At 52.9% G+C, this 24644-nt stretch carries 22 protein-coding genes and 1 other RNA gene; 13 read left to right on the forward strand and 10 right to left on the reverse strand.

The annotated features are described in order from the left end of the window. Positions 1–249 precede the first annotated feature (249 nt). The gene (locus K0H80_RS12660) at positions 250–1461 is read right to left on the reverse strand and encodes a porin (RefSeq protein ID WP_011866278.1); all 1212 of its coding nucleotides are present in this window, start codon (positions 1459–1461) and stop codon (positions 250–252) included. A gap of 233 nt (positions 1462–1694) precedes the next feature. Continuing rightward, a complete protein-coding gene (locus K0H80_RS12665) occupies positions 1695–4109 on the reverse strand; it encodes a DNA polymerase II (RefSeq protein ID WP_286670252.1) in 2415 nt (804 codons plus the stop codon). Between the two features lie 138 nt (positions 4110–4247). On the opposite strand from K0H80_RS12665, the gene dinG reads away from it, so the two are divergent. The 6 genes from dinG to K0H80_RS12695 are packed head-to-tail and all read left to right on the forward strand — an operon-like array spanning position 4248 to position 9721. Further along, on the forward strand, positions 4248–6320 hold the full coding sequence (dinG, locus tag K0H80_RS12670; protein ID WP_220042836.1) for an ATP-dependent DNA helicase DinG: 2073 nt from the start codon (positions 4248–4250) through the stop codon (positions 6318–6320). 38 nt (positions 6321–6358) lie between these two features. Further along, entirely contained in the window at positions 6359–7132 is a 774-nt protein-coding gene (locus K0H80_RS12675; RefSeq protein WP_220071811.1) for a sulfite exporter TauE/SafE family protein, read from the forward strand. Then, on the forward strand, positions 7129–7791 hold the full coding sequence (locus K0H80_RS12680) for a primosomal replication protein (RefSeq protein ID WP_220071812.1): 663 nt from the start codon (positions 7129–7131) through the stop codon (positions 7789–7791). The genes K0H80_RS12675 and K0H80_RS12680 overlap by 4 nt, the downstream gene beginning before the upstream one ends. Before the next feature lie 9 nt (positions 7792–7800). Continuing rightward, positions 7801–8490 carry a DUF2057 domain-containing protein gene (locus K0H80_RS12685; RefSeq protein ID WP_220071813.1) on the forward strand — a complete coding sequence of 230 codons (690 nt, stop codon included), beginning with the start codon at positions 7801–7803 and terminating at the stop codon, positions 8488–8490. Between the two features lie 7 nt (positions 8491–8497). Next, positions 8498–9400, forward strand: coding sequence for a histone deacetylase family protein (locus K0H80_RS12690; RefSeq protein ID WP_220071814.1), 903 nt, complete (start codon positions 8498–8500; stop codon positions 9398–9400). A 51-nt stretch (positions 9401–9451) separates the two neighbouring features. After that, entirely contained in the window at positions 9452–9721 is a 270-nt protein-coding gene (locus tag K0H80_RS12695; RefSeq protein ID WP_220042841.1) for a late competence development ComFB family protein, read from the forward strand. A gap of 350 nt (positions 9722–10071) precedes the next feature. Here K0H80_RS12695 and ffs read toward each other — a convergent pair. Continuing rightward, positions 10072–10169: signal recognition particle sRNA small type (gene ffs / locus K0H80_RS12700), an RNA gene on the reverse strand. Positions 10170–10341: 172 nt separating this feature from the next. Next, a complete protein-coding gene (locus K0H80_RS12705) occupies positions 10342–10641 on the reverse strand; it encodes a ComEA family DNA-binding protein (protein WP_220042842.1) in 300 nt (99 codons plus the stop codon). A gap of 390 nt (positions 10642–11031) precedes the next feature. Between K0H80_RS12705 and K0H80_RS12710 the strand changes: the two genes are divergently transcribed. Further along, positions 11032–12423, forward strand: a complete 1392-nt coding sequence (locus K0H80_RS12710; RefSeq protein WP_144200510.1) for a DASS family sodium-coupled anion symporter — start codon at positions 11032–11034, stop codon at positions 12421–12423. Between the two features lie 117 nt (positions 12424–12540). Here K0H80_RS12710 and megL read toward each other — a convergent pair whose 3' ends face one another. From megL to pspA, 6 genes are all read right to left on the reverse strand, one after another. Beyond that, positions 12541–13716 carry a methionine gamma-lyase gene (megL, locus tag K0H80_RS12715; RefSeq protein ID WP_220071815.1) on the reverse strand — a complete coding sequence of 392 codons (1176 nt, stop codon included), beginning with the start codon at positions 13714–13716 and terminating at the stop codon, positions 12541–12543. Positions 13717–13841: 125 nt separating this feature from the next. Beyond that, positions 13842–14936, reverse strand: coding sequence for a TIGR01620 family protein (locus K0H80_RS12720; protein ID WP_220071816.1), 1095 nt, complete (start codon positions 14934–14936; stop codon positions 13842–13844). Positions 14937–15021: 85 nt separating this feature from the next. Then, positions 15022–16464 (reverse strand): YcjX family GTP-binding protein, encoded by a 1443-nt coding sequence (locus K0H80_RS12725; RefSeq protein WP_220073980.1) that lies wholly within the window; start codon positions 16462–16464, stop codon positions 15022–15024. A gap of 107 nt (positions 16465–16571) precedes the next feature. Continuing rightward, the gene (gene pspC / locus K0H80_RS12730) at positions 16572–16967 is read right to left on the reverse strand and encodes an envelope stress response membrane protein PspC (protein ID WP_144200503.1); all 396 of its coding nucleotides are present in this window, start codon (positions 16965–16967) and stop codon (positions 16572–16574) included. Next, the gene (pspB, locus tag K0H80_RS12735) at positions 16954–17193 is read right to left on the reverse strand and encodes an envelope stress response membrane protein PspB (RefSeq protein WP_011866292.1); all 240 of its coding nucleotides are present in this window, start codon (positions 17191–17193) and stop codon (positions 16954–16956) included. Before pspB ends, pspC begins: the two co-directional genes overlap by 14 nt. A 20-nt stretch (positions 17194–17213) precedes the next feature. Further along, positions 17214–17897: a phage shock protein PspA gene (gene pspA / locus K0H80_RS12740; protein WP_011866293.1), complete on the reverse strand. Its 684-nt coding sequence runs from the start codon at positions 17895–17897 to the stop codon at positions 17214–17216. A gap of 177 nt (positions 17898–18074) precedes the next feature. On the opposite strand from pspA, the gene pspF reads away from it, so the two are divergent. The 6 genes from pspF (at position 18075) to K0H80_RS12770 (ending at position 24570) form a co-directional block, all read left to right on the forward strand. After that, complete coding sequence (gene pspF / locus K0H80_RS12745; RefSeq protein WP_220071817.1) at positions 18075–19145, forward strand: phage shock protein operon transcriptional activator; 1071 nt, start codon at positions 18075–18077, stop codon at positions 19143–19145. Positions 19146–19232: 87 nt separating this feature from the next. After that, on the forward strand, positions 19233–20876 hold the full coding sequence (locus K0H80_RS12750; RefSeq protein WP_220071818.1) for an ABC transporter substrate-binding protein: 1644 nt from the start codon (positions 19233–19235) through the stop codon (positions 20874–20876). Next, positions 20876–21907: an ABC transporter permease subunit gene (locus tag K0H80_RS12755; RefSeq protein WP_220071819.1), complete on the forward strand. Its 1032-nt coding sequence runs from the start codon at positions 20876–20878 to the stop codon at positions 21905–21907. The genes K0H80_RS12750 and K0H80_RS12755 overlap by 1 nt, the downstream gene beginning before the upstream one ends. After that, the gene (locus K0H80_RS12760; RefSeq protein WP_220071820.1) at positions 21894–22784 is read left to right on the forward strand and encodes an ABC transporter permease subunit; all 891 of its coding nucleotides are present in this window, start codon (positions 21894–21896) and stop codon (positions 22782–22784) included. Before K0H80_RS12755 ends, K0H80_RS12760 begins: the two co-directional genes overlap by 14 nt. Positions 22785–22796: 12 nt before the next feature. Then, complete coding sequence (locus tag K0H80_RS12765; protein ID WP_011866298.1) at positions 22797–23810, forward strand: peptide ABC transporter ATP-binding protein; 1014 nt, start codon at positions 22797–22799, stop codon at positions 23808–23810. Next, entirely contained in the window at positions 23785–24570 is a 786-nt protein-coding gene (locus K0H80_RS12770) for a peptide ABC transporter ATP-binding protein (RefSeq protein ID WP_011866299.1), read from the forward strand. The genes K0H80_RS12765 and K0H80_RS12770 overlap by 26 nt, the downstream gene beginning before the upstream one ends. Positions 24571–24644: the final 74 nt, after the last annotated feature.

Here is a 24644-nt window from a genome sequence, read left to right on the forward strand (position 1 = left end):
CTAAGACTAGACTAGGCGCAGATAGAGACTAGCCTCGAGCCAGGCAATGAGACCTAGCTTCGACTCTTGATAGACACTCAAATATTAGTGTGAAAAACCAGTCGAGCAGAATAAATAGAGTAGCTTATGGCAGGGTCATCACTCGCCATCAATGGATAAGAATTGGGATTTTAGAAAGGTAATAAAAAAGCGCCTATTAGGCGCTTTTCATTGAATTGTTCAGACTTTCACTCGTAATGACAAGGCGTATTACAGAGTGTAACGAATACCTATGGCTATACCGTCTTCTTCGAATTTAGCCTGGGCTTCAGCATCGGCACCTTCAAACTTACTGAAGTCTTTACGGCCTTCAACATAAAGCACTGTGTTGGCATCCCACACATAGTGCAGACCAACAACCACGAACTGACGCTTGAACGAAGAGTTAGGGTCAACGTTGTTAGGCTGGATCACATAGTCCTTACCCGCGTCTAAGATGTTGTAAGAAACAAAAGGACGGAAACCGTTATCAAACTTGTAAGAGAACAGTGTTTCGACACCGTACGAATCCTTGATCAGACGACCCAGGTTATCGGTATCGTGGTTCTCGTTCTTGTTAAAGTTAGCCGCGCCATAGAAACCGTCGGCGTCCCAGTTACCCCAGGTCACACCCATACCGTAGATCACGTCGATTGCGGTGATCTGCTCTGAGGTCTTTCTGAAGGTGACATCAAACTCACCACGGTTGATACCAGCAGAGACAGAAAGCTTGTCGTTAACCTGATAGGTCGCAGACGCGCCATAGGTGTAGTTGTACTTAACTTCTTCTGAATCTAAGACAGGATCTTGGCTGTCCCAACGCTCTTTACAGTCGGTAGACAGGTTAGGATCATATTCACAGGTATAGAACTTATCGTTCTTTAGCTGCGCCTGAACCGCAAAGCTCAAGTCACCTACGCTGTTACGGTACTGAACGATCTTGTCACCACGACCCACACCGTTTACCGCACCATCTGCCTTGTTATAGGTGTAAACACCGGCAGCGTTACCGTCCCATACGAAACCGTAGTTAGTGTTGTAAACCACATCATACCAAGCACCCCACTGCTTACCTATGGTCAGGCTACCATAAAGATCGTGGGCGATACCGACATAACCTAGACGATTGTTAAGAAAGTCACCGCTCTTAGATTCGAAGTTACTCTCACTGCTGTAAACGATTTCGCTGTTACCGAATGGGTTAACACCCCACTCCAGCTTAGTGAACGCCTTCCAGCCGTCGCTCATCTCACGGGTGAAACCAAAATTGATCCGTGACGCACCGTTAACCACTTCAGTTGAACCTTGAGTGTTAATAACACGGGCATCAATAAAACCACCAATTTCTACCGCATTTTTATCGTCTTTATAGATTTCGATAGCGGATGCAGCGGGGACAAAAATGACAGCCGCTAACGCTGTTGCTATTACACTCTTCTTCATCTGTTAGTCTAACCTTTTGTTATGTTCAGTTTGCTTTATCTTATTGTGCGACATTCCGTTGTTTTATTTCGTTCCAATTTCAGCTAAAGACTAGCAAAAGATTAGCATTCCCTCAAAGACGAATATCACAATAACGGCGCTATTTTTCACCAAGTTAACTAAAGAATTCCAGAAAACTCAGACTTTACACCAAACGTTAACAACTCATCACTATCTCAACAACCAGAAAACAACTAAATTAACGACATTTGCTTGGCCACAAGATTATTGAAACTAGTGTTTAAAATTGAAAGTATGGGATCAGAAATGGGGGCGATCTGTTTATCCAGATAATACTGATAATCGATCTTTCCGAGTAGATGCTGTACAGGTTCTGCGCCGTTTTGTGTCATCAGATAGCTTATTTTTTCGCCCCGCTTGCCATGACTGTCATCGCCACTTCGTTGACACCAAAGAGTCGCCGCCTTCACATGGGGTGATGACTTGGCGGTATAGTCTTCGATATTGCGCCTGAGGCGTTTAGAAAAAATCAGCTTGTCGTCGAGTTCTCCCCGCTGCAGCGCATCCACAATTTGTTTCAAATAGCCAAGCACATCCTGCTTGGCAAACAGTCGATAATAGAGCTCGGCCTGCACCTCCCGCGCCAAGGGGCTCCAGTCACTCCTCACCTGCTCCATCCCCTTAAACACCAGCTTGAGGCTTTGGTCCTCCTGCAGGTAGGCGCCAACATAACGCTTCTTGGAGCCTTCGGTAGAGCCACGCAGTGTCGGCATGAAGAACTGCTCGAAATGTCGCTCATATTCAAGCTCGAGATAACAATCTAACTGAAACTCCTGCTTGAGCTTGAGTCGCCATTTCTCGTTGATGGATGCCACCAGCTCCCTGGCAAAGGCATCGATATCACCGACACGCTCGGGCGAGGAGATATGCACGAAGGTAGAGTCAGTATCGCCATAGATAACGGTCAAGTCCAGCGCCTCAATCCATTGCTTGGTCTGCTTCATGATCTCATGACCCCTAAGGGTAATTGAGCTTGCCAGGCGCGCATCATGGAATACGCAGCCGCGAGACCCCAGCACGCCGTATAGTGAGTTCATGATGATCTTTATCGCCTGCGACAGGGGGGCATTGGCTTCGCGCTTGGCTTCCTCGCGCTTGGCAGACAGGCTAGCGATAAGCTCAGGCAGAATGGGCGAGTTGCGGCTAAACTGGGCGCCCAAAAAGCCAGGCACGGTATCATTGCCTTCATTTGCTCCCCTTACCCCAGCATTAGCCCCTGCTTTTAATCCTTCCACCAGCCCCTTGGGGTCAATTAGAAACGTTCTGATGATCGACGGGTACAGGCTCTTAAAATCGAGCACCAATATATGTTGATAGAGACCGGGTTTGGAATCCATCACATAGCCGCCGGGGCTCTCTATGCCATCGCTGACCGGCACACTGGGGGCCACATAGCCAGCGCGGTGCAGATGGGGCAGATAAAGATTATTAAACGCCGCCACCGAGGCGCCGACGCGGCCAAGCTCCAAGCCGGTTAGACGCGAACGCTCCATCACAAAGGCCAGCAAATCGGTTTTGGCAAAGATCTCCCACACCAGGCGACAGTCGGTAATATTGTAATGGGCCAGCGCCGCCTTATCCTCACGAAACAGGGTCGCTATCTCCTCGGCGCGGTGACTGACGTTGTGAATCGCCTTCCCCTCGCCGAGTAGCTCTCTGGCGACAGATTCCAGGCTAAAACTGTCAAACTGATAGAAGGCCGCCTTGAGCCAGTCGATGCCATCGAGCACCACACGGCCAGGCAAGATTAAGGTCTCCGGTCGATATTTGTTATCGACACGCCAGGAAAGCTGAGTGCCTAGCCTGCCAAGCGTCAGCGGAATATTGAGCACCTTGGCCCTGCGATACAAGAGCGCCAGGTCGAAGGTCACAACCGCCCAGCCTATGATGATGTCGGGATCATGCAGCTTAAACCAGTCGAGCAGCGCCTTAATCAGCGCAGCCTCATTGGGCACAAGCTCGAGATACTCAGGCGGCGAGTCACACGCCTCCCCCACCATGATCACCTGCTGATAGGGCTCGCCGCTGGCCGATTGGCCGTACAGCCCGACGCTAAAAAGCTCACCATCCATGGCACATTCGAAATCTAGCGAGACCACAGCCAGCTTAACTTCTCGATTAACATCTAGCTCACAGCGTCTGGCCCGCTCGGCGATGAGCGTTGGCGTGTCTAGTGCTTGGCTGCTTTGCCAGCGGCCGATAAACTCTACGTCCAAGGCGATGTAACGCTCGATGAGATAACGCTGCTCGGCCCTGAGTTCAGACTCGTAAAGGGAGATCCCCTTATCGGTGGCGATACGGCTTAGATGACGAAAGCTTTGATTATTGGCGAAATAGAGGGCGCTGACCGGCTCATCGTCGAAGGTGGTCAGATTAAGCGCCTCGCTGCGTACCCCACTCTCATGGTTGCCGCCGAGAAGGCTCAACTCATCCTGAGTGCGACAAAAACAGATGCGCTCGGCATTGGGCACAATGACCCGAGCCGGCCCTTCGGCCGTACTAAGATAATAATGTAATTCGCTGCCTTGGTGGTGACGGGTTAAGATCCGCCCTTTTACGCTCACCAGCGGGATGTTTAAATCATGCAAGCCTGGCTATTATCCAATTAATTTCAACACATTAGGTGACACGACAACAAATAAGTCGTGAATTCCTTACTTCTACTCTTCTTAGGCTATGTAATCACTGTTATTATGTACAGCATTATTTGCCAGCACTAAGCCTTCATGTTATCTGCCGACGTTAAAACCCAGATCCGAACGATTTACAAAGAGATTGCCGCCGCCCTGCCTAACTTTAGATCGCGTCGGGAACAAAATTATATCGTCGCCGAGATCTCCAAGACACTCGCCGGAGAATATGACAAGCATAGACGCATCATAGTGGTCGAGGCAGGCACAGGCATAGGTAAGTCGCTGGCTTATATCTTAGGTTCGATTCCACTGGCGTTGGCAAGCAAGAAGAAGGTTTGTATCGCCACCGCCACGGTTGCTCTGCAGGAGCAGCTGCTCAACAAGGACCTGCCCTTCTTCTCCAAACAATCAGGGCTCAACTTCACCTTCGGCCTGGTAAAGGGACGTCAACGCTATGTCTGTCTCTCTAAGCTTGAGATGCTGATCGGCGGCGATGACGGCACTCAGATGGCCATGTGGCAGACCAAGCCGGATCATAGCCAGGTCGAGCTCTTACAAGGCCTGCTGAAAGACTTTCACGAAGGACGCTGGAACGGCGAGCGAGACACACTGTCTCAGCAGCTGCCGGATCACCTGTGGCAGCAGATCGCCTGTGATAAACACAGCTGCCACAGACAGCTCGCCAGCCACAGACACTGCCCCTTCCATAAGGCCCGTGAAGACGTAGACACCTGGGACGTACTTATTGCCAACCATAGCCTACTGTTTGCCGATCTCGAGCTGGGCGGCGGGGTGATTCTGCCAGATCCGGAAGAGCTCTATTATGTGATCGACGAAGCCCATCACCTGCCGATAGTGGCCAGAGATTTTTCCAGCGCCCAAGCGACCCTCAGGGGCGCCATCGACTGGCTTGAAAAGGTCGGCAAGACCAGCGCCAAGCTGCAGAACCAGCTCAAGAGCAACAACATCATCGCCCCAGCCCAGGCCATGCTAGATCACATCAACGATCTCACCAGCCTGCTCACCAGCGTCGCCCAATATTGCGACGGCCAGGCGGCGAAGTTTGATAACCCCGAGCGGCGCATCCGCTTCGAACACGGCAAGCTGCCGGCGGCCTTGACCATGCTGGCGGAAAACCTGGCCACGGCGTCGAGCAGCGCGCTCAAGCAATTTAATAAGATGCTGGTGCTGCTCAACGAGGCGATTAAGGATGGCGAGCTACCTAAGCATCAGTCGGAGCAGCTACTGAGTGAGACTGGCTTCATGTTGCAGCGTCTGGAGAATCTGCAGAAGCTGTGGAAGATGATGGCCAAGGAAGACAGCGCCAAGGGCGCCCCCATGGCCCGCTGGGTCGAGCATTTGGTAGGTAAGCAGAGCGACTATCTGTTTAACGTCTCGCCGATTGAGGTGGGTTATATGCTCGAAACCCTGCTGTGGGAGAAGGCCGCCGGCGTGGTGCTCTGTAGCGCGACTTTAAGGGCACTTAATAACTTCAACCACTTTACCCATCAGGTAGGACTCTCTATCAACGATGGCAGTCGCTATCTGGCCATGGACAGTCCGTTTGATTTCCAGCAGAACGCCACCCTGTATCTGCCCAAGATGCGCACCGAACCTACGGACGATCGCTATACCGACGAGCTGGCGGAACAGATCCTCACCCTAATCGACGGTGAGATGGCGACCCTGGTACTGTTTGCCTCCTACTGGCAGATGGAGAAGGTGGCCGATCTGGTCAGAAGCAAGATAAAGTCGCCGCTGCTTATCCAAGGGGAAGCCTCCCGTCAGCAGCTGCTGCAAGATCATAAGCAGCGCTGCGATAACGGCGAGGTCAGCATCATCTTCGGTACCGGCAGTTTTTCTGAGGGTCTCGACCTTCCCGGCGACTACCTGACGAACCTGATCATCACAAAACTGCCCTTTGCCGTGCCCACCTCACCGGTGGAACAGGCACACGCGGAATACATTAAGGCAAAGGGAGGAAATCCCTTCTTGCAGCTGACGATCCCAGATGCTTCGCGTAAACTGATCCAAAGTTGTGGTAGATTACTGCGTAAAGAAGAGGATTATGGCAGAATCACCATATTGGATCGCCGTTTAGTGACCAAACGCTACGGCAAATCCCTACTGGATGCCCTGCCTCCCTTTCGTCAAGTCATTGAATAGAAAGCAATCTAATAGAAAGCAACCGAATAGGATAACCATTGGATCTATTACTCGACCCAGGTAGCTGGGCGATTCTGGCTGCGACCGGCTTTATCGCAGGTTTTATCGATGCCGTCGCCGGTGGCGGTGGCCTGCTGTCGATCCCGGCCCTGCTCACCATAGGCATTCCACCCCATACGGCACTGGGCACTAACAAGTTGGCGGCCAGCTTCGGCTCCTCCATGGCGGCCTTCACCTACTATCGCAAGCAGTTTTTCACCCCCAGATTTTGGTATCACGCCTCCATTGCCACCTTTATCGGCGCTGTCATAGGCACTTTTGTGGTCTACCTCATCGACAATCAATGGCTCGAGAAGTGGCTACCGCTATTTATCATCGCCGTGGCACTTTATACGCTACTAAAACCCAATGCCATGGGCTGCCCCACCTATGAGCCACCGGTAAAGCCGCCCTCGAAGTTCAAGCAGTGGCGCCAAGGGTTACCGCTTGGATTCTACGACGGATTTGCCGGCCCGGCGACCGGCGCCTTCTGGACCATCAGCAGCGTGTCTCAATATAAGCTGCCTGTACTCAATAGCTGTGGCCTTGCCAGAGCCATGACGCTGATCAGCAACCTCACCTCACTGAGTGTGTTTCTGGCATTAGGCCAGGTGAACCTGATGGTCGGACTGTCGATGGGGCTGTGTATGATGCTTGGCTCATTCATCGGCGCCCGCACCGCCATCAAGTTTGGTGTGCCTTTTATTCGCCCCCTGTTTATTAGCATAGTGATACTCATCGCCATTAATCTGGCCTGGGGAGCCTGGGCATGAAGACAAATGAACTTATCCACCGCCTGCGAGTCCAACTGAAACAGTTAGAGCAAGAGGTGCTGCAACACGACAGCCTATTGCCTAAGGGCGAGCGGAAGCTGCTGCAAGATACAGAGCGATTTAACGACAATCTGTTTAATCAGGCGGGTGCTCAGCTTGGCCCCTGCATAGATCAGCTCAGTAAGAAGATTGCTCAGCTCGAGAAGTTGCTCCAGGGCAATATTTCGGCGACGACCATCGCCCTGGCCTGCGAAGGTATTCAGGACAGGTTTACCGCCCTAAGGCGCGCGTTGAACACCACGGCGCTTGGGGTAAAGTCGGCCGAGCAGCAGAAGGCATCTCGTATCGCCCACGCGCGCAAACGGCGACAGAAGAGCCATGCCCAGAGTGGATTTAGTTGGATCGCGGCCGGCGTGATGAATAACAGCCACCAGCTCTATGAAGAATTGAACAAACATATGAACTGGGTTCACACCTTTGAACAAAAAATTGCGCATTTGCAATCTAAGCTTGAAAACTGTCATAGTGCTGACAAAATTGCACTGCAAAATGAAATACTTTTGGTCCATCGCCGCCTAGGCAAGTGCCGACAAGCTATCAGCTATATAGAAGATCGTATTCAGGCGTTCGAACGCCCATACAAGCATCAGAATCGTTAAGGAGCAACAATGAAATCAATCAAGCCAATCACCGCTTTAATCGCTCTGCTTGGTGCCTCATCGGCAATGGCTGCCAACCTCTCCATCCCCATGGCATTCGAATACCTTGCCCTAGACGGCAAGAAGGTAGAAGGCAGCCTGTTTAATCACAAATCTGATCTTGAGCTAAGCCAAGGCACGCACAAAATCGCTATCCGTTACCATGACATGGTGCAAGACGACTTTAGCGACAGCGAAAGCTTTGTAAAATCATCTCCCTTCATCGTGACCCTGGCGGTTGACGGCGACTATGATTACCGCCTGCAGCCAGCCGAAGGCGAGATCATCAAGAAGCCCAAGTCATTCGCCAAATCACCAGCGGTCGTGATCAGCCGTATCGATGGCGGCGCGGTCAACTACAAGGTGACTCACACCGAGCTCACTGAAGACAGCTTCGTCAGCAAGCTGTTTAACGGCAACTCGGGTCAGGATATCGAAACAGCAGCCGCTGCCGCGACAGGAACAGCCGTCGCCGCCCATGCAACTGCGCCAGTGCAACCAACTGGTACTGTCGAAGCCGTTACCCTACCCGCGACGCTACCGGCCAATCCAACTGCTAGCGATGCCGATCATGCTCAGCAGATGTTGCAATACTGGTGGCTACATGCAGACGACAAGACACGTAAAGAGTTTATGAGCTGGGCAATCAAACAGCTGTAACTTTTAGATGGTTCCACTTGTCTATCACGCCAGCTATTCACAGCTGGCGTTACCCCACCACCACAGATTTCCCATTACTAAATACCAGGCGCTCTACCAATACCTGCTGGACAGACAGATAGTCGACCCGGCCGCATTTCACTCCCCCGAGGCGGTCAGCCTAGAGTGGCTGAAATCGATCCATTGTCCCGACTATGTCATGCAGTTTATCGAGCAGCGTCTGCCCGACAAGGCGGTGCGCCGACTGGGATTTCCCCTTAGCGAGCGATTGACTCGGCGGACACTAAACTCTGTCGGCGGCAGCCATCTTGCCTGTGAGCTGGCAGTTAGACATGGCGTTGCCCTGCAACTGAGCGGCGGTTATCACCACGCTCACTATCAGTTCGGCAGCGGCTACTGCGTATTTAACGACCTGATCTCCGACGCCCTGCATGCCCAGAGCCTGGAAGGCATAGAGACAGTGCTCATCTTCGACTGCGACGTGCATCAGGGCGACGGTACCGCCGCCATGGGCCAGGCCTATGACAATCTCTACACCTGCTCCATTCACTGCCAGGAAAACTTCCCCGCCCGCAAACAGACCTCAGATCTCGATCTGGAGTTGAGCCGCGGCATCGGTGATGAGGAATATCTCGAGGCTGTCGCTCAAACCTTAGCGCTCGCTATTCGCCTCTATAAGCCGGATCTGATTATTTATGATGCCGGGGTCGATGTGCATCAGGCCGACAGGCTAGGCCATCTCAATATCACCACAGAAGGGATCTACCAAAGGGACAGGCTGGTGCTGGACAACGCTAAGGCAGCCGGCATTCCCATCGCCTGCGTCGTCGGCGGAGGTTATAGCAAGGAGATAGAGGTGCTCGCAGAGCGCCACGCACAAGTTTTTATTGCCGCTCATGCCATATGGTAGCAAACTAGATTATGCTTAGTTAAACCACAACGGAGCCTGAGGGAGAGACCTATGCAACTGGAAATTCGCAATTATTACGAAGTGCTGTTGATGGAGTTACTGTCTGATGAAGGATTATTTGACGAGCTACCCGAAGACTATCTAGCCGATCTCTGCTGCGTGACCCTAAACCAACTGCCGGTGCGCTATATACGTCATCTGGTGGATACCTATTTCTTCGAAGACTACAACGAACTCAAGCAGATGAAGGAAGAGATCCAGACCGCACTGGAAAAATCGCGCGCCTTCTTAAAGTCAAAACTCCCGGAAGAGCAGACTTAGACGGATTAGCCCAGGGGAAATACCAGACAGTCTTCGTGGGTTGCCGTCATAAGCAAAACCAACCGCCGGAAACTTTCTCTGGTGGTGAGCTACTTTCTGCTATCACACTTCCCCAGAAGAAATAGCCAGAATAAATGGGCAGAATACCTTGCTAAACCATTGGTAGCTAAGCCCAAAGTAGCTGAGCCTAGAGCACGACACTCACGCAAACCAAATGACTGATGTATGGACGAGATTGAAACAGATAAGGAGAACTTTTAGGTAGACTATTTATCATCGAGTGTACCACCAAGTGTATCACCTGAGGTATTTCTGAGTTAACTCGTTGATAATAGTTGGGATTGGAGGTTCCCCTAGAGCCAACACCCCGGCACATGAGTCGCCTGCTGCGGTTGCTCCCTTCCGGGCCTGGCCGAGTTCACAAGTTATCATTGCGGGGGGACCCTAGGGTCACCATAGATTCTCAAGCAATTAAATCCTTAAGACGGCGAGCATTATCTACTATGGCAGCCCGGCAATCAAGTCAATAACCAAGAGTAATCGCCAGAACAGGCCCAACTGCCCATTCTATAAACAAAAGCCCGCGAGTGCGGGCCAAATTCCATCGACGTTCAGGGTGTCTACAGGGCCAATATCGCCTTGTTCTGTTCGATCACCTTAGGGCCGATACCCTTTACCTGAGTTAATTCTTCAATGCTGTTGAATTTACCGTGAGCATCTCGGTACTCGACTATGGCCAACGCCTTAGCTTCACCAATCCCCTTGAGCTGAGTCAGCTCCTGGGCGCTTGCGGTATTGATATTAACCTGGCTTAGGCTCGCCTGGGCCGTGTCGGCAGGTATCGAAACCTGTTCGGCAGCCAGCGCGGGAAAGAGGGAAAATGACGCTACGACGAACGCAGCTAAAAGTAGGTTCTTCATTGGGGCTCTCCTTAAATATCCTTATGCTGTTCATGGCCAACAATCCATTTTCCTCGGCCACCTCGAAAACATAGAACAGCTTCAAAAATTTCGCCAATTCGTGACCAACGAACACAGAGTCCTAACCGCGGCGAGAGATGGATCACAAAATAAATTATATTAATTTATTTCAGTCTGTTATTAATTAGCGCCCCGTTACCCAGCCGCCGTAAAAAAAATTGATCGTCAGACGTCACCACTGCGTGACCTACACGCCAAACAGCCACAAAAAAGCGATCTGAATCACACTAGAAAAAGTATGAAATGTAGTTTTGCCACAGAAAAAATTTAGTTGCGCCCCGCAACCGCTAGGCTAGTGTAGAGCGCCAAAATAATAATTAAGGAACCCCTATGTCCCTCGACACCACACAAGAGGCGCTCGCCGCACCGCCAAAGCAGGCAGCCCAAACCAACTTGCCGATTCTGTTTGGCGATATAGTGCTGTTCGCCTTGCTCTATAACTTCCTGCCTTTCGAGCCAGGGGTGAATACCGGCATCGCTATTCTCGTCTTCGCCGCCGTACTCTGGCTGACCGAAGCGATTCACATCAGCGTCACCGCCATACTGATCCCTATCATGGGCGTCTTGCTAGGGGTTTTTGAAACCAAGGCGGCCATGAGCAACTTCGCCAACCCTATCATCTATCTCTTCTTCGGTGGCTTCGTGCTGGCTGCGGCCCTCAACCATCAGGGCATTGATAGACGCATCGCCCAAAAGGTATTGACCGCCTCCAAGGGCAAACTCAGCATCGCCTGCATGTTGCTGTTTGGGATCACAGCGCTACTCTCCATGTGGATCAGCAACACGGCCACGGCGGCCATGATGCTGCCTCTGGCCCTTGGGATCCTCAGGCAACTGGATTTCAAGGAGCACAGAAGCACCTATCTCTTCATGCTGCTGGGCATCGCCTACTCGGCCAACATTGGCGGCATAGGCACCCTAGTGGGCAGCCCGCCGAACGCGATCGCCGCAGCCCAGGTCGGCCTGAGTTTCGCCGACTGGCTAGAGTTTGGCCTGCTTACCGTGGCCCTCATGCTGCCTAGCATGTTGATTGCTCTCTATATCTACCTAAAGCCCAATCTCAATGTGGTGTGTGAGATCCCCAAGAGCAACGAACATCTCGCCCTACAGGGTAAACTCACCTTGCTTATCTTCCTTACCACTGTGTGCTGCTGGATCTTCAGCAAGCCTATCTCCACCGCACTGGGGGGAATTAAGCAGTTCGATACCATAGTGGCACTGGGCTCAGTCGTCATGCTCGCCGGGCTTGGCCTGGTTGACTGGAAGAAGATTGAGAAAACCACTGACTGGGGCGTGCTGATCCTCTTCGGTGGCGGCCTCACGCTCAGCGCCATCCTCAAAACCACGGGCACTAGCGTCTTCCTGGCCCACTGGGTCACAGATATCTTCGGCAACACCCATATGGCCCTGTTTACCTTTGCGGTGATCTTCTTTGTGGTGATGCTTACCGAATTTGCCAGTAACACCGCCAGCGCCGCCCTCCTGGTGCCGGTATTTGCCGCCATCGCCGAGGCACTTGGCCTGTCACCTGTGATGCTCTCTGTGCTCATAGGTATCGCCGCGTCCTGCGCCTTCATGTTGCCGGTCGCTACACCGCCAAACGCCATCGTTTACGGCTCTGGCTTTATCAAGCAATCGGAGATGATGCGCGCCGGGGTGATCATCAACTTCATAAGTATGTTGGCGCTCTATGTGATCGCCCATCTGTTCTGGACCATCTAGAACACAAAAGCCTGCAACTGCAGGCTTTTATATTCGTCCGATTTAACGGCTCACATAACACTCAAGACGTTAGTTTCCCAATTTATCGTCAAATTAGTCGTCGAATTAGCTCTCGCTCTAAGCCTCGAAGGCTTGGGCCAGATCGGCAATGATATCCTCGCTATCTTCAAGGCCCAGAGAGATCCTCAGCAGGGTATCACCTATGCCGGCATCCCTTCTCGCCTCTGGCGAATAGGGCGAATGTGTCATCGAGGCGGGATGCTGGATCAAAGACTCTGCGTCCCCCAAGCTGACAGCGATTTTAAACAGCTTGAGCCTATTAGCGAATGCCTTGGCAGTGTCGAAACTGCCTTTAAGTTCGAAGGCCACCACGCCGCCGGCTCGGCGCATCTGTTTACACAGCAAAGCATGCCCAGAATGCCCCTTGAGGCCAGGATAGTAGACTCTGGCCACCTCAGGATGCTGCTCGAGATAGTCGGCGACCCGCTCGGCGTTATCGCAGTGGCGCGCCAGTCTCACATCTAAGGTCTTAAGCCCTCTTAGGATCAACCAGGCATCGTGCGGGGAGATCACCCCGCCGATATCCTTAAGCACCTCGAGTTTCACCTTAGTGATCATCTCCTCAGTGCCGCAGACGATACCGGCAATCACGTCACCATGACCGTTGAGATACTTAGTCGCGCTGTGGATCACCATGTCGATCCCCATACTCAGCGGGCGCTGCAACAGCGGCGTCATGAAGGTGTTATCGACGATACTCACCAGCTGATGTTCTTTGGCCAGCGCCGCGATTGCCTCAAGATCATAGACATCAAGATGTGGATTAACAGGCGTCTCGCAAAACAGCGCCTTAGTGTTGGGGCGAATGGCCTGAGCTATGTTGGCGACTTCGCAGAAATCCACCAGGGTCACCTCTATGCCAAAGCGCTTAAACTGCTCCGTCATCAAAGCAAAGGTACAGCCATAGACAGCCTTGGAAGCGACCAGGTGATCGCCTTGGCTTAAATTGGTCAGCAGGGCCGCAGATACCGCCGCCATGCCGGATGCGGTCGCAGCAGCGGCTTCGCTGCCTTCCAGCACCGCCATCTTACGTTCTAGTTCTGCCGTAGTGGGATTACCAAGGCGAGTGTAGATATAGCCTTGTTGTTCGCCGGCAAAGCAATCACCGCCCTGCTCGACTGTCTCAAAGGTAAAGGTGGCGCTTTGCACCAAAGGGGATACCAAGGCGCCATGCTGATTGGCCTCATGCCCTGCATGGATCACCTGAGTGGCAAGTTTCCATTTATCTTGCATACACTTTCTCCGTCATACTCGCTGCCTATTATTGTTGGCTTATATTTATTGGTTTAGCGTGGCAGCGATGCATTAACTTGCCCAGTTTCGGGACGCGGAGTAAACCTGTCTCGAGAAATTATCTCCTATTTGGATGTAAAATCTTTGTTACGAACAGTTGTTTTACCTAAGACGTTAATGGAGAAGTCTTTCAACTCGCCAAGCAGGGCCGTGTGTATCTTACTCAACTTAGGTCGGGAGTCTGGGGTAAACACCACGGGGCGGCACAGTCGCATGGTCTGATAGCCCAGGCGCGCCGTGAGCAGGCCGCCGCCCAGCCCCTGTGCCAGTCTGGCAGAAATCTTGCCTGACATCTCCAGCGAAAACAGCTGAGTCCCTATGTCGGTAACAATCTCGCTGGTGCCGGCGTAGATGATGTTAGTGATCACCGACCGGATAAGCTTGATGCGGCTCCAGTAGCCCAGCTCTATACCGTAGCAGCGCGCCAGCTCTGCTATCATCTTCTGATTGCGCCAGAGGATGATTGCCATATCAAGCACGGCGATAGGACTGGCCGCCAACAGGAGTGCCGATTCGCTAGCATAGCGATGCACTAGTTTCTTCGCCTTGGCATCGACCTGCGGCAGCACGCTGCTCTCGAACAGTATCAGGCGTTCGGCGTCGTTATGCTCCTCGTGCACCAGGCGATAATAACTATTGGTGTCAATATCTTCTGGCAGATTCGAGATGAGTCTGTCGATAAACCTGTCCGCCTCGCCCCTCTGCATGCTCTGAGATAAGCGCTCACTCACCGCCTGGGCCTCTTCTACCGCCCTTAGCCTGCGCAGTTGGCGCCACTCCTTCACGCCTAGGGTGATAGCCCACAGACTCACGATGGCAGTCACGCTACCATAGAGACCAAACAGCCAAGGGCTCTGCGCCCACGCATCCCTTAGGGTCAACCCGAGCTCCACTAGTAAGATACTGCCAATCCCGAGTAAGGACGCCTTGGCAAGCCATGACCATGATCGCCGACGCGCGCCAGATGGCGACTTGCTAACGATGCCGTCAAGCTCAGGCACCAGCGCCTGGAGCGCCGCTTCGTCGAGTTCACCTCTCTCAGCATCCTCAAACACCACCTGGTCATCGAAGCGCTCTACCGCCTTAAGCTCGGTAACGCTTAACGCCTGCTCTGGCTCGAACACTTGCTTCTTTTCAATCTGCATATCGGCTTTACTCATAACGCTTTTCGGTGCCCTCTTTGCAATGCATGCTTTCTAACAGCTAGTTTTCAAACAACTAGCTCTCTACACCCAAATGCCCGATTTAACTCAGCTTGTCGCCGAGCAAAAATTGCAATAGGTGATCCAGGCGTATGTGCTCAAACTGCGCCTGATGGCCAGACTCGGCCAGTCGCGGCGGGGCAAAATCAACAAACTCGAACCCTTGTCGCTGCCAGAAATCGCCACCAGGTAAGTGAGTGGGGACTTCGCCGGGGAACATAGTCACCTCTTGGTTTGATGCAAGCTCTATCCCCTTCACCACCTCGACCGATTTCCCCTGGCTCTGCACCATGCCGTGCTGAGTCGCCTTGATGGCACTGATCGCCATCACCTCGACTTCACAGCCTTCAAACTGGGCGTGTTGCTGACTGCGCTTCACCAGATGAGACAAGAGCGACAACACATTGCCCTGCTGGTCCCGGGTGATGTGATCGACCTTGCTGGCGGCAAACAAGAGCTTGTCAATTCGCGGGGCAAACAAGCGTCTCAGCAGATTCGATTGCCCGAAATGAAAACTCTCCATGATGGCATCGAGCGCCCCCGTCATATCATCAAACTGAGCCTTGCCGCAATTGAGCGGCGTCAGGCAGTCGACCAGCACCAGTTGGCGGTCGAACTTGGCAAAATAGTCACGATAGAAGGGTTTCACCACCTGGCTAACATAGCTGTGGTAGCGCTGCTTCAATACCTGATAGTAGGAATGCTTTGAACTCTCTTCAGCGGCGTCCAGCTCGGCCTCGCTCAGATGCAGCAGCGGAAAGAATGCCAGGATGGGGGTATCTGCAAGCTCCCCAGGCAGCAACATGCGCCCGGGCTGAGCATGATAGAAGCCTTGCTGTTCCACTAAATCTACCAGCAAGGCCTGATATAGGCTGGCTATCTGCTTTAACTTGAGCTCGTCGGCACTTTGCTTGAGGTCCAGCTCCCGACAAGCCGCTACGAACGCCTGATAATGGGCGCTCTGAGACAACACGGCATCGCGGCGCGCCTGCACCTGGCACCAGGCCTTGAAACTCAGCTTGAGCATAGGCAAGTCCAGCAGCCACTCGCCGGGGTAATCCACTATGTCCAAAAAAAGCGTCGCGCTGTCGGTAAATTTCGCCCTAAGTCCTGCCGAAGGCTGATAGCGAATGGCCAGGCGCAATTCACTGATGGTACGGGTCGATTGTGGCCAGGTAGGCGTCTCGCCACACAAGGCGCTCATGGCGCCTTCATAGTCGAAACTCGCTATGGTCAGATCCGGCTGTAGCGCACGTTTCACTCCATGTAGGCGCCCCTCACGGGAGACCTGCAGCAGCGACAACGCATTATGGCGCTGACCGACACCGGCATGCAGCAGTTGATTGACCAGTCCGGTAATGAAGGCGGTTTTGCCCGCGCCCGATAAGCCTGTCACCGCCAGACGAACATGATTGTCCGTGGTGCGTTTAACCAGTGACTTGGAGTGATGGCCGAGTTGACGAAGTGAGCGGTTAAATGAATTCATCATTTGCTTTTACTATTGGCTAAGGGCTTTATGGCTAAGAGCTTTAGGGTTAAAGACTTCTTATCTTAATACGGCTAAGGGCGGTATACACCGCCCATTGAAAGGATTTAAAGATTGTTGATCTGTTGTTTAAGATCGAAGCTATCTGAGGTGACGTGCCTTTCAAGATGCTGCAACCTGAGTTCTAAATCGCGGAACTGGTTGTTGACGTCTCTTAAGGCAGCCTTAGCCGGCTCTCCTGCCTGCCATACCTTCTTCTTCACCTCGATCTCCTTGTGTTGTTGCTTGTTCTTTGCGCTGCCGGGTTTGATATCCAAGATCATCCAGAGTAGTACGTAGATGATAAGAATAACCCCAGATCCCCCAAGCAAAAATATCGATGCGGCGACCACTCTGACCAACCAGGTTTCAAAGTTGAAGTAGTCCGCTATCCCTGCGCATACTCCAGCTATCTTGCCTGACTCGGGGATTCGATATAAGGGTCGTCCCTTAGATTCGCTCATCTCGATTCCTCCACTGCGGGGCCTCGCTATCTAAAATCGCTTCCAATGTCTCTATGCGTTGGGCCATTTTATCAGCTTTGCCGATTAGCTCATTTAGCTGAGCATACTCTTCTTCAGTGAGTCCCTGGCTCACTTGGCGTTTGCTACGATAGTGCAGTATCAGCCAGATGGGCGCCACCACTACCATAAAGATAATAATTGGGGCTATTAATAAATCCAAATCCATAACTCACCTCAGAATTGTTGTTATTTAGTCTGTTTCTTGGCTTTCGCTGCTTTTACCTTAGCCTTCAGGGCTTCTAGCTCTGCACTAACGGCATCTTCAGCTTCCAGCGCGGCGAATTCATCGTTCAATGTCTTCTGGTTACCCAGATCATAGGCTTCCACCTGAGATTCAAGACCTTCGACACGACGCTCATACTGCTCGAATCGGCTCATGGCATTGTCAATCTTGCTAGAGTCCAACTGACGCTTCACCTCAAGGCGAGAAGACGCAGTCTGCTTACGCATAATGATAGTCTTCTGACGTGCCTTGGCATCGGCCAATTTCTCTTGCAGCAGGTTCACTTCCTCTTTCAGGCGTGCGATCTGCTCTTCGACAACCACTAGCTCTTGCTCTAGGGTGCTTGCCAGCTCACTGGCCTTTTGCTTTTCAAGCAGAGCGGCCTTGGCCAGATCTTCACGGTCTTTCGACAATGCCAGTTCCGCCTTGTCTTGCCAATCCTGAACCTGCTCCTGCACCTTAGCGATACGGCGAATGATCTCTTTCTTCTCTGCCAGTACCTTGGCTGAGGTAGAACGAACTTCTACTAACGTATCTTCCATCTCTTGGATGATCAGGCGAACCATTTTTTCTGGATCTTCTGCTTTATCGAGTAATGCGCTGATATTCGAGTTAATAATATCTGCAAAGCGAGAGAAAATTCCCATAATACTGTCCTCAAATTTATGTTGGTTTCGCCTAGATTAATACATTAAGTGTGCCAACTTAACTATACCGATTAAAAACAATCAGTTAAACATATTTATAACTTTTTCTTTATTTTAATTCACAGGGCACATATTATAATTTTCACCAATAATTAGCGTGAAAGACTAAAAAATAAAGTGGCCAATCAATTTCAACAAGACAACCTCATAGGTCAGTCGAACGCTCTACTGGAAGTCCTTGAGCACGTTTCAAAAATTGCACCCTTATCTAAGCCAGTCTTAATTATTGGCGAGCGCGGAACCGGTAAAGAGTTGATCGCCGAGCGCTTACATTATCTCTCCAAGCGCTGGGATCAAAGCTTTATTAAGCTAAATTGTTCATCCCTCAGTGAAAATCTATTAGAGAGCGAGCTCTTCGGTCATGATGCGGGCGCCTTCACCGGCGCCAACAAGAAGCATGAAGGACGGTTCGAGCGCGCCGATGGTGGCACTCTGTTTTTAGACGAGCTCGCCAACACCTCTGGGTTGATCCAAGAGAAGCTGCTGCGCGTCATCGAATATGGCGAGTTTGAACGTGTGGGGGGCAGCAAGACGGTACAGACAGATGTGCGCCTGGTGTGCGCCGCCAACGAAGATCTGCCCTCACTGGCCGAAGCCGGCGAATTTAGGGCCGACCTGCTCGACCGCCTCGCATTTGATGTGATCACCCTGCCTCCGCTGCGTCATCGCCCGGAAGATATTATGCCCCTGGCCGAATATTTCGCCATCGGCATGGCTCGCCAGCTGAAACAGCCACAATTTGACGGCTTTAGTCGCAATGCCATCGACCAATTACTGGATTATCACTGGCCAGGCAATATCCGTGAGTTGAAGAACGTGGTCGAGCGCGCCGTCTACCGTAATACGGATCTGGAAGAACCGATCGACAGCATTATCATAGATCCCTTTGCTTCCCCTTATAGGCCGACCAACCGCGTCAAGACCAAGTCCCGCCAGGTGCAGAGTGAGCCGATCGCTGAACAGGAGAGCCCTGCGACGCCCGCTACCGAATCAACGAGCAAGGCTAAGGGCTTAGATATCAGCTTCCCGCTGGACTTTAAAGAGCACTGCGAGCAGCAGGAGATCATGCTGCTTAAGAAGGCGCTGGAATCGGGGCAATACAACCAGAAGAAGACGGCGGAGCTGCTCGGGCTTAGCTACCATCAGCTGAGAGGCATCTTAAAAAAGTACAACTTACTGGATAAATAAGCGCGCCAGGGGCAGATGATGTTTGCCCCTAACTCCAGACCACTGTTAAAATAAACCCCTTCATTCAAATAACTATTACATCTGCTGATGAAAGAGCTGCTCAAACGTCTCACGTTAAGTTCGGCGTTTTGTTGTATCGTGCCACTGCTGTCGGCCTGTGGACCGACGCGAGTGCCCTCGGGATTGGTCTATTGCTCTGAAGGCAACCCTGAGTCCTTCAACCCCCAATTGGTCACCTCTGGGACCACGGTCGATGCGACCTCACAGCAGCTATACGACGGTCTGGTGGATTACGATGCCAGAACTGGTGAGATGACCCCATCTCTCGCCACCTCCTGGCACCTGAGCGATGATGAGAAAGTCTACACCTTCGAGCTACGCCAGGGCGTGCAATTTCATCGCTCCGACATCTTTACCCCGAGTCGCAACTTTAATGCCGACGATGTGCTCTTCTCTTTCAACCGCATTATAGATACCGACAATCCCTATCACTTTGTCTCTAAAAGCGGTTATCCCTTCTTCCAGAGTATCGGCTTTGCCGAGCTTATCGACGACATAGAGAAGATAGATGACTACCATGTCGCCTTTCATCTCAAACACAAAGATGCCTCTTTCCTCTCTAACCTGGCGACAGGCTTTGCGGTGATCCTCTCTAAAGAATATGCCGACCAACTACAGCGCACGGGCCAGGAAGAGTTGCTGGACAAACTGGCCATAGGGACCGGACCATTCAGGCTGATCGATTACGTCAAGAACGACTTTATTCGTTACTACCGCAACCCCTACTATTGGCGCCTGACCCCAGAGGTCGACCAGCTGGTGTTTGATATCACGCCAAAGAGCACCACCCGCCTGGCTAAGCTTATCACCGGCGACTGTAACGTCTCGGCCCTGCCTAAGGCCGGTGAACTGCCGGTGGTGATCGAGAAAGAGGATCTCGAAGTGGAGTCGCTCCCCGGATTTAACGTCGCCTTCTGGGCCTTTAATACCGAGCGGATCCCCTTTAACGATGTCAGGGTGCGCCGCGCACTGGCCCACGCCATAGACAAAGAGAACATCCTCAGGGCCGTGTACCAGAAGACGGCCGAAGAGGCGGTGGGCCTGCTGCCGCCACTCTCCTGGGCCTATTCGGCCAACGAGAAGATGATCGACTACAGCCCGGAAAAGGCGCGCGAGCTACTTGACGAGGCTGGAGTGAAAAACCTCACCATAGATATCTGGGCCATGCCGGTCGCCCGTATCTACAACCCCAATGCCCATAAGACCGCCGAGCTTATCCAGGCAGACCTGGCCAATATTGGCGTCAAGGTCAACATAGTCAACTACGACTGGAGCGTCTTCAATCAGAAGCTGAGCCAGCATGGTTACGACTCTGTGCTCATCGGCTGGAACGCCGATAACAGCGACCCCGATAACTTCTTTACCCCTATTTTGAGCTGCGCCTCGGTGGGCTCAAACAGTAACCGTTCTCGCTGGTGCGACCCCGCCTTCGACCATATCCTCAACGCGGCCAAGTCCACCACAGACAGAGAGATGCGAGCGCGTCTCTATCAAGAGGCCGAGCAGTATGTGGCCGAGCAGGTACCTATGCTGCCCTTCGCCCACGCTACCCGCATGGTAGTGAAACAGAAATCGGTGACCGAGGCTAAGCTGACTCCCTTTGGCGGCATCTCCTTCACCAAGACCTCCGCCCAGCCTCGCCTTGCCAGCGACAACAAGGAGAGTAACTGATGGCCAGATATCTGATCCGTAGGTTAAATCTTTTCCTGGCGACCTCACTGGTGCTTTTCCTGGTGATGTTTATCGCCACCGGTAAGTTTCCCGTCGCCCACACTTTTGCATTAACGGGCCTACAATCACCGACAGCTCAGGAGCTGACGCAGATAGCGCAAGATTATCAACTCGATAACTCGCAGGCACACCAGTTTCTCGCCTATCTGCAGCAGCGCCTGTCGGGCAATCTGGGCATATCGGCCACCTCACAGAATCCGGTGATCGACGAGCTCACCGCCGTGCTGCCCGCCAGTTTCGAGCTGGGGATTGTCGCCGGGCTGATTGCCCTGGTGTTGGGTCTGCCGCTGGGGGTGCTTGCCTCCTTGAGCAAACATAAGATCACCCAGCACACCATCATGGCGATCACCCTGACCGGTTACTCCATTCCCGTGTTCTGGCTCGGCCTGTCACTGTCGCTCTGGTTTGGGGTGCAGCTGGGCTGGCTGCCGATTTCGGGGCAGATAAATCTCTTGTATGACATACGCCCTGTCACCGGCTTTCTGCTGATCGATACACTGCTGTCGGACTCCCAATACGCCACCTCGGCCTTTATCGACGCCCTGCTGCACATCATCTTACCTGCGGTGACCCTGGCGGTACTGCCTTTTACCGTGGTGGTGCGTATCACCCGCGCGGCGATGATATCCATCATGGAGCAGACCTATATCAAGGCCGCCGAGGCCCGCGGCCTTCACACCAGCATCATAGTGCTGCGCCACGCATTGCCGAACGCCTTTATTCCCGTGCTGAAAAACCTCGGCCTCATGCTGGGCGCCTTCGCCAGCTATGCTATGGTGGTAGAGGTGATCTTTAGTTGGCCTGGCGTGGGCGCCTGGCTGGTCTCCGGGATCTATCAACGGGATTATACTGTGATACAGGGCGGGATCCTCGCCGTCGCCTTAATCATCATCTTCTTAAGCATTCTTATCGAGGTGATCCATACGGCAATGAACCCCCTCAGCAGGAAAGAGCTCTATGCCGCAAATTAAAATCTATCAGGAAGATCATATCCCCTCGCCCCTGAGCCGGATCTGGTCCGCCTTTACCGATAACCCCTTCGCCTTCGCAGGGCTCTGGGCCGTCTGCTGTCTGCTGCTTCTGGCTCTATTTGGCCCGCTTATCGCCCCCTACAGCCCTGAGCATCAAGACCCCTTAGCGCTGCTGCTTGCGCCCTCCTGGGAGCCCACAGGCACTGTAGAGCACTTCCTCGGCACAGACGACCTGGGCCGCGACATCTTCAGCCGCCTGCTTCACGGCGCTCACCTCACCTTCGGCATGGCGCTGGCAATCGTTATCACCGCCCTGCTGCTGGGCTTCATCATAGGCTCCATCTCGGGCATGATGAAGGGCCTCAAGTCGAGTATCTTGAGCCACCTGCTCGATGCGCTGCTGTCGATCCCCTCGCTGCTGATGGCCATTCTGGTGGTGGCGGTCACAGGACCAGGGCTTGGCAACGTCTTCTGGGCCGTGGGCATCGCGCTCACGCCGCAGTTTGTCCGCGCCATCCATCAGGCGGTGCACGAAGAGTTACAGAAAGAGTATGTCACCGCCGCCAGACTCGACGGTGCCAATAGTTTGCAGATCTTCTGGTATGTGATCCTGCCGAACGTCATGGACACCATGATCATTCAGACCACCTTAGGGATCTCGGCCGCCATTTTGGATATCGCCGCGCTGGGCTTCCTCAACCTGGGGGCCCAGGCCCCTAGCCCGGAATGGGGCGCCATGGTGTCACAAGGCTTAGATAATCTGCTCACCGCCCCCTGGACGGTTACCATACCCGGCGTCGCCATCCTCTGTAGCGTGCTAGCCATTAACCTTGTGGGAGACGGACTGCGCTCTGCCCTCTCGCCGATTCGCTCCTAACGAGACGCACCTATGCCATTACTGGACATTAGAAACCTCACCATAGAACTCGATACCCCCCACGGCCGCGTCAAGGCCCTGGAGCGTGTGAGCCTTACCCTCAATCCGGGCGAGGTTCACGGCCTGGTGGGCGAGTCAGGCTCGGGCCGCACCTTGTTAGCCAAGGCTATTCTTGGCATCCCGGGTCACAACTGGACCATACAGGCGGATCGCATGATGTGGGATGGACAGAACCTGATGGACATGTCTCCCAGCGAGCGCCGTGTACTCATGGGCAGCGAGATGGCGATGATCTTTCAAGACCCCATCAGCAGCTTGGATCCGGCCATAGCCGTCGGCACCCAGATCATCGAGGCGATGCCCGAAAACAAGGAACTGCCATGGTGGAAGCGCGGCAGCGACAAGCGCAAGAAGGCCCAGCAGTGGCTGCACAAGGTAGGCATTAAAGAGACCCAGAAGATCATGTCCAGCTACGCCTGGGAGCTCTCCGACGGTGAGTGCCAGAAGGTGATGATCGCCATCGCCGTGGCCAACCAGCCCAGGCTGCTGATTGCCGACGAGCCCACCAACTCGATGGAGGTACGCACCCAGGCGCAGATCTTCCGTCTGCTGAGTAAACTCAACCAGCTACAAAACGTATCTATCCTATTGATTAGCCACGAGTTAGAGACACTTTCTCAGTGGTGCGACCGTTTAACCGTGATGTATAGTGGTCAGGTGATGGAATCGGGAGTGACTAGCGATGTTATCGCCAATCCCTATCACCCTTACACCAAGGCGCTGTTGGATAATATTCCCGATTATTCCAATCCGGAGCACCACAAGACCATGATGCAGACGTTGCCAGGCTCGGCGCCGGCGCTACAGCATCTGCCCATAGGTTGCCGACTCGGCCCACGTTGCCCCCAGGCACAGAAACTCTGTGTCAATCAGCCTAGCCTGTGTCACCAGAAAGATCGCTATTTTGCCTGCCATTTCCCTTATCACAATGAGCCATGCCATGAAGAGCCCCTTACTAAAAGTTAATCGACTCAGTAAAACCTTTTTCGCCGGCTATAAGGGATTTAAGCGCCAGTATAACCATGCCCTCGAGCCCATCTCCTTCGAGCTTAATCGCGGCGAGACCCTGGCAATTGTGGGCGAAACCGGCTCGGGCAAGAGTACCCTGGCGCGTATCTTGGTGGGCGCAGAGCAGCGCACCGATGGTGAGATCTTATTTGAGGGCGAAGCGCTGGAAAGCCGCAACCTGAAGCAGCGTTGCAGGCTCATTCGCATGATTTTCCAAGACCCAAACACCTCGCTCAACCCGCGCTTGACTGTGGGTGAGCTGCTGGATGAACCCTTAAGATTCAATACGGATCTCGACAAGCAGGCACGCTTCGCGCAGGTGGTCGATACCCTGCGCAAGGTCGGCCTACTGCCAGAGCACGCCGACTTCTATCCTCACATGATCTCAGAGGGGATGAAACAGCGGGTCGCGGTGGCCAGGGCATTGATGTTAAACCCAAAAATCATCATCGCCGACGAGGCATTAACGGCACTGGATCTCTCGGTTCGCTCGCAGATTCTGAACCTGCTGCTCAAGCTGCAGCAGGAGATGGGACTCTCCTATATCTTCGTGTCCCATAACATGAATATCATTCGCCATTTCAGCGATAAGATCATGGTATTGCACCAGGGCAAGATGGTGGAAAAAGCCACCACAGAGAAGCTGTTTAACGCCCCGGAGCATGAATACACCCAGCGGCTTATTCAGGAACAGACCATGTTTTCCTACAAGCGTTAAACTGCTCCAACCACTGGAACATTAACGTCTTATTATTAAAAAAGGTGTGCCATTTCAGCGTGGTTTAATTATCC

This window comes from Shewanella aegiceratis, assembly GCF_019457495.1.
Classification (GTDB): domain Bacteria; phylum Pseudomonadota; class Gammaproteobacteria; order Enterobacterales; family Shewanellaceae; genus Shewanella; species Shewanella loihica.

Coding starts and splice junctions, on each gene's coding strand:
- K0H80_RS12660 (WP_011866278.1), bottom strand. CDS start 1,461: ATGAAGAAGAGTGTAATAGCAACAGCGTTAGCGGCTGTCATTTTTGTC.
- dinG (WP_220042836.1), top strand. CDS start 4,248: ATGTTATCTGCCGACGTTAAAACCCAGATCCGAACGATTTACAAAGAG.
- K0H80_RS12680 (WP_220071812.1), top strand. CDS start 7,129: ATGAAGACAAATGAACTTATCCACCGCCTGCGAGTCCAACTGAAACAG.
- K0H80_RS12685 (WP_220071813.1), top strand. CDS start 7,801: ATGAAATCAATCAAGCCAATCACCGCTTTAATCGCTCTGCTTGGTGCC.
- K0H80_RS12690 (WP_220071814.1), top strand. CDS start 8,498: ATGGTTCCACTTGTCTATCACGCCAGCTATTCACAGCTGGCGTTACCC.
- K0H80_RS12695 (WP_220042841.1), top strand. CDS start 9,452: ATGCAACTGGAAATTCGCAATTATTACGAAGTGCTGTTGATGGAGTTA.
- K0H80_RS12705 (WP_220042842.1), bottom strand. CDS start 10,641: ATGAAGAACCTACTTTTAGCTGCGTTCGTCGTAGCGTCATTTTCCCTC.
- K0H80_RS12710 (WP_144200510.1), top strand. CDS start 11,032: ATGTCCCTCGACACCACACAAGAGGCGCTCGCCGCACCGCCAAAGCAG.
- megL (WP_220071815.1), bottom strand. CDS start 13,716: ATGCAAGATAAATGGAAACTTGCCACTCAGGTGATCCATGCAGGGCAT.
- K0H80_RS12720 (WP_220071816.1), bottom strand. CDS start 14,936: ATGAGTAAAGCCGATATGCAGATTGAAAAGAAGCAAGTGTTCGAGCCA.
- K0H80_RS12725 (WP_220073980.1), bottom strand. CDS start 16,464: ATGAATTCATTTAACCGCTCACTTCGTCAACTCGGCCATCACTCCAAG.
- pspC (WP_144200503.1), bottom strand. CDS start 16,967: ATGAGCGAATCTAAGGGACGACCCTTATATCGAATCCCCGAGTCAGGC.
- pspB (WP_011866292.1), bottom strand. CDS start 17,193: ATGGATTTGGATTTATTAATAGCCCCAATTATTATCTTTATGGTAGTG.
- pspA (WP_011866293.1), bottom strand. CDS start 17,897: ATGGGAATTTTCTCTCGCTTTGCAGATATTATTAACTCGAATATCAGC.
- K0H80_RS12750 (WP_220071818.1), top strand. CDS start 19,233: ATGAAAGAGCTGCTCAAACGTCTCACGTTAAGTTCGGCGTTTTGTTGT.
- K0H80_RS12755 (WP_220071819.1), top strand. CDS start 20,876: ATGGCCAGATATCTGATCCGTAGGTTAAATCTTTTCCTGGCGACCTCA.
- K0H80_RS12760 (WP_220071820.1), top strand. CDS start 21,894: ATGCCGCAAATTAAAATCTATCAGGAAGATCATATCCCCTCGCCCCTG.
- K0H80_RS12765 (WP_011866298.1), top strand. CDS start 22,797: ATGCCATTACTGGACATTAGAAACCTCACCATAGAACTCGATACCCCC.
- K0H80_RS12770 (WP_011866299.1), top strand. CDS start 23,785: ATGAAGAGCCCCTTACTAAAAGTTAATCGACTCAGTAAAACCTTTTTC.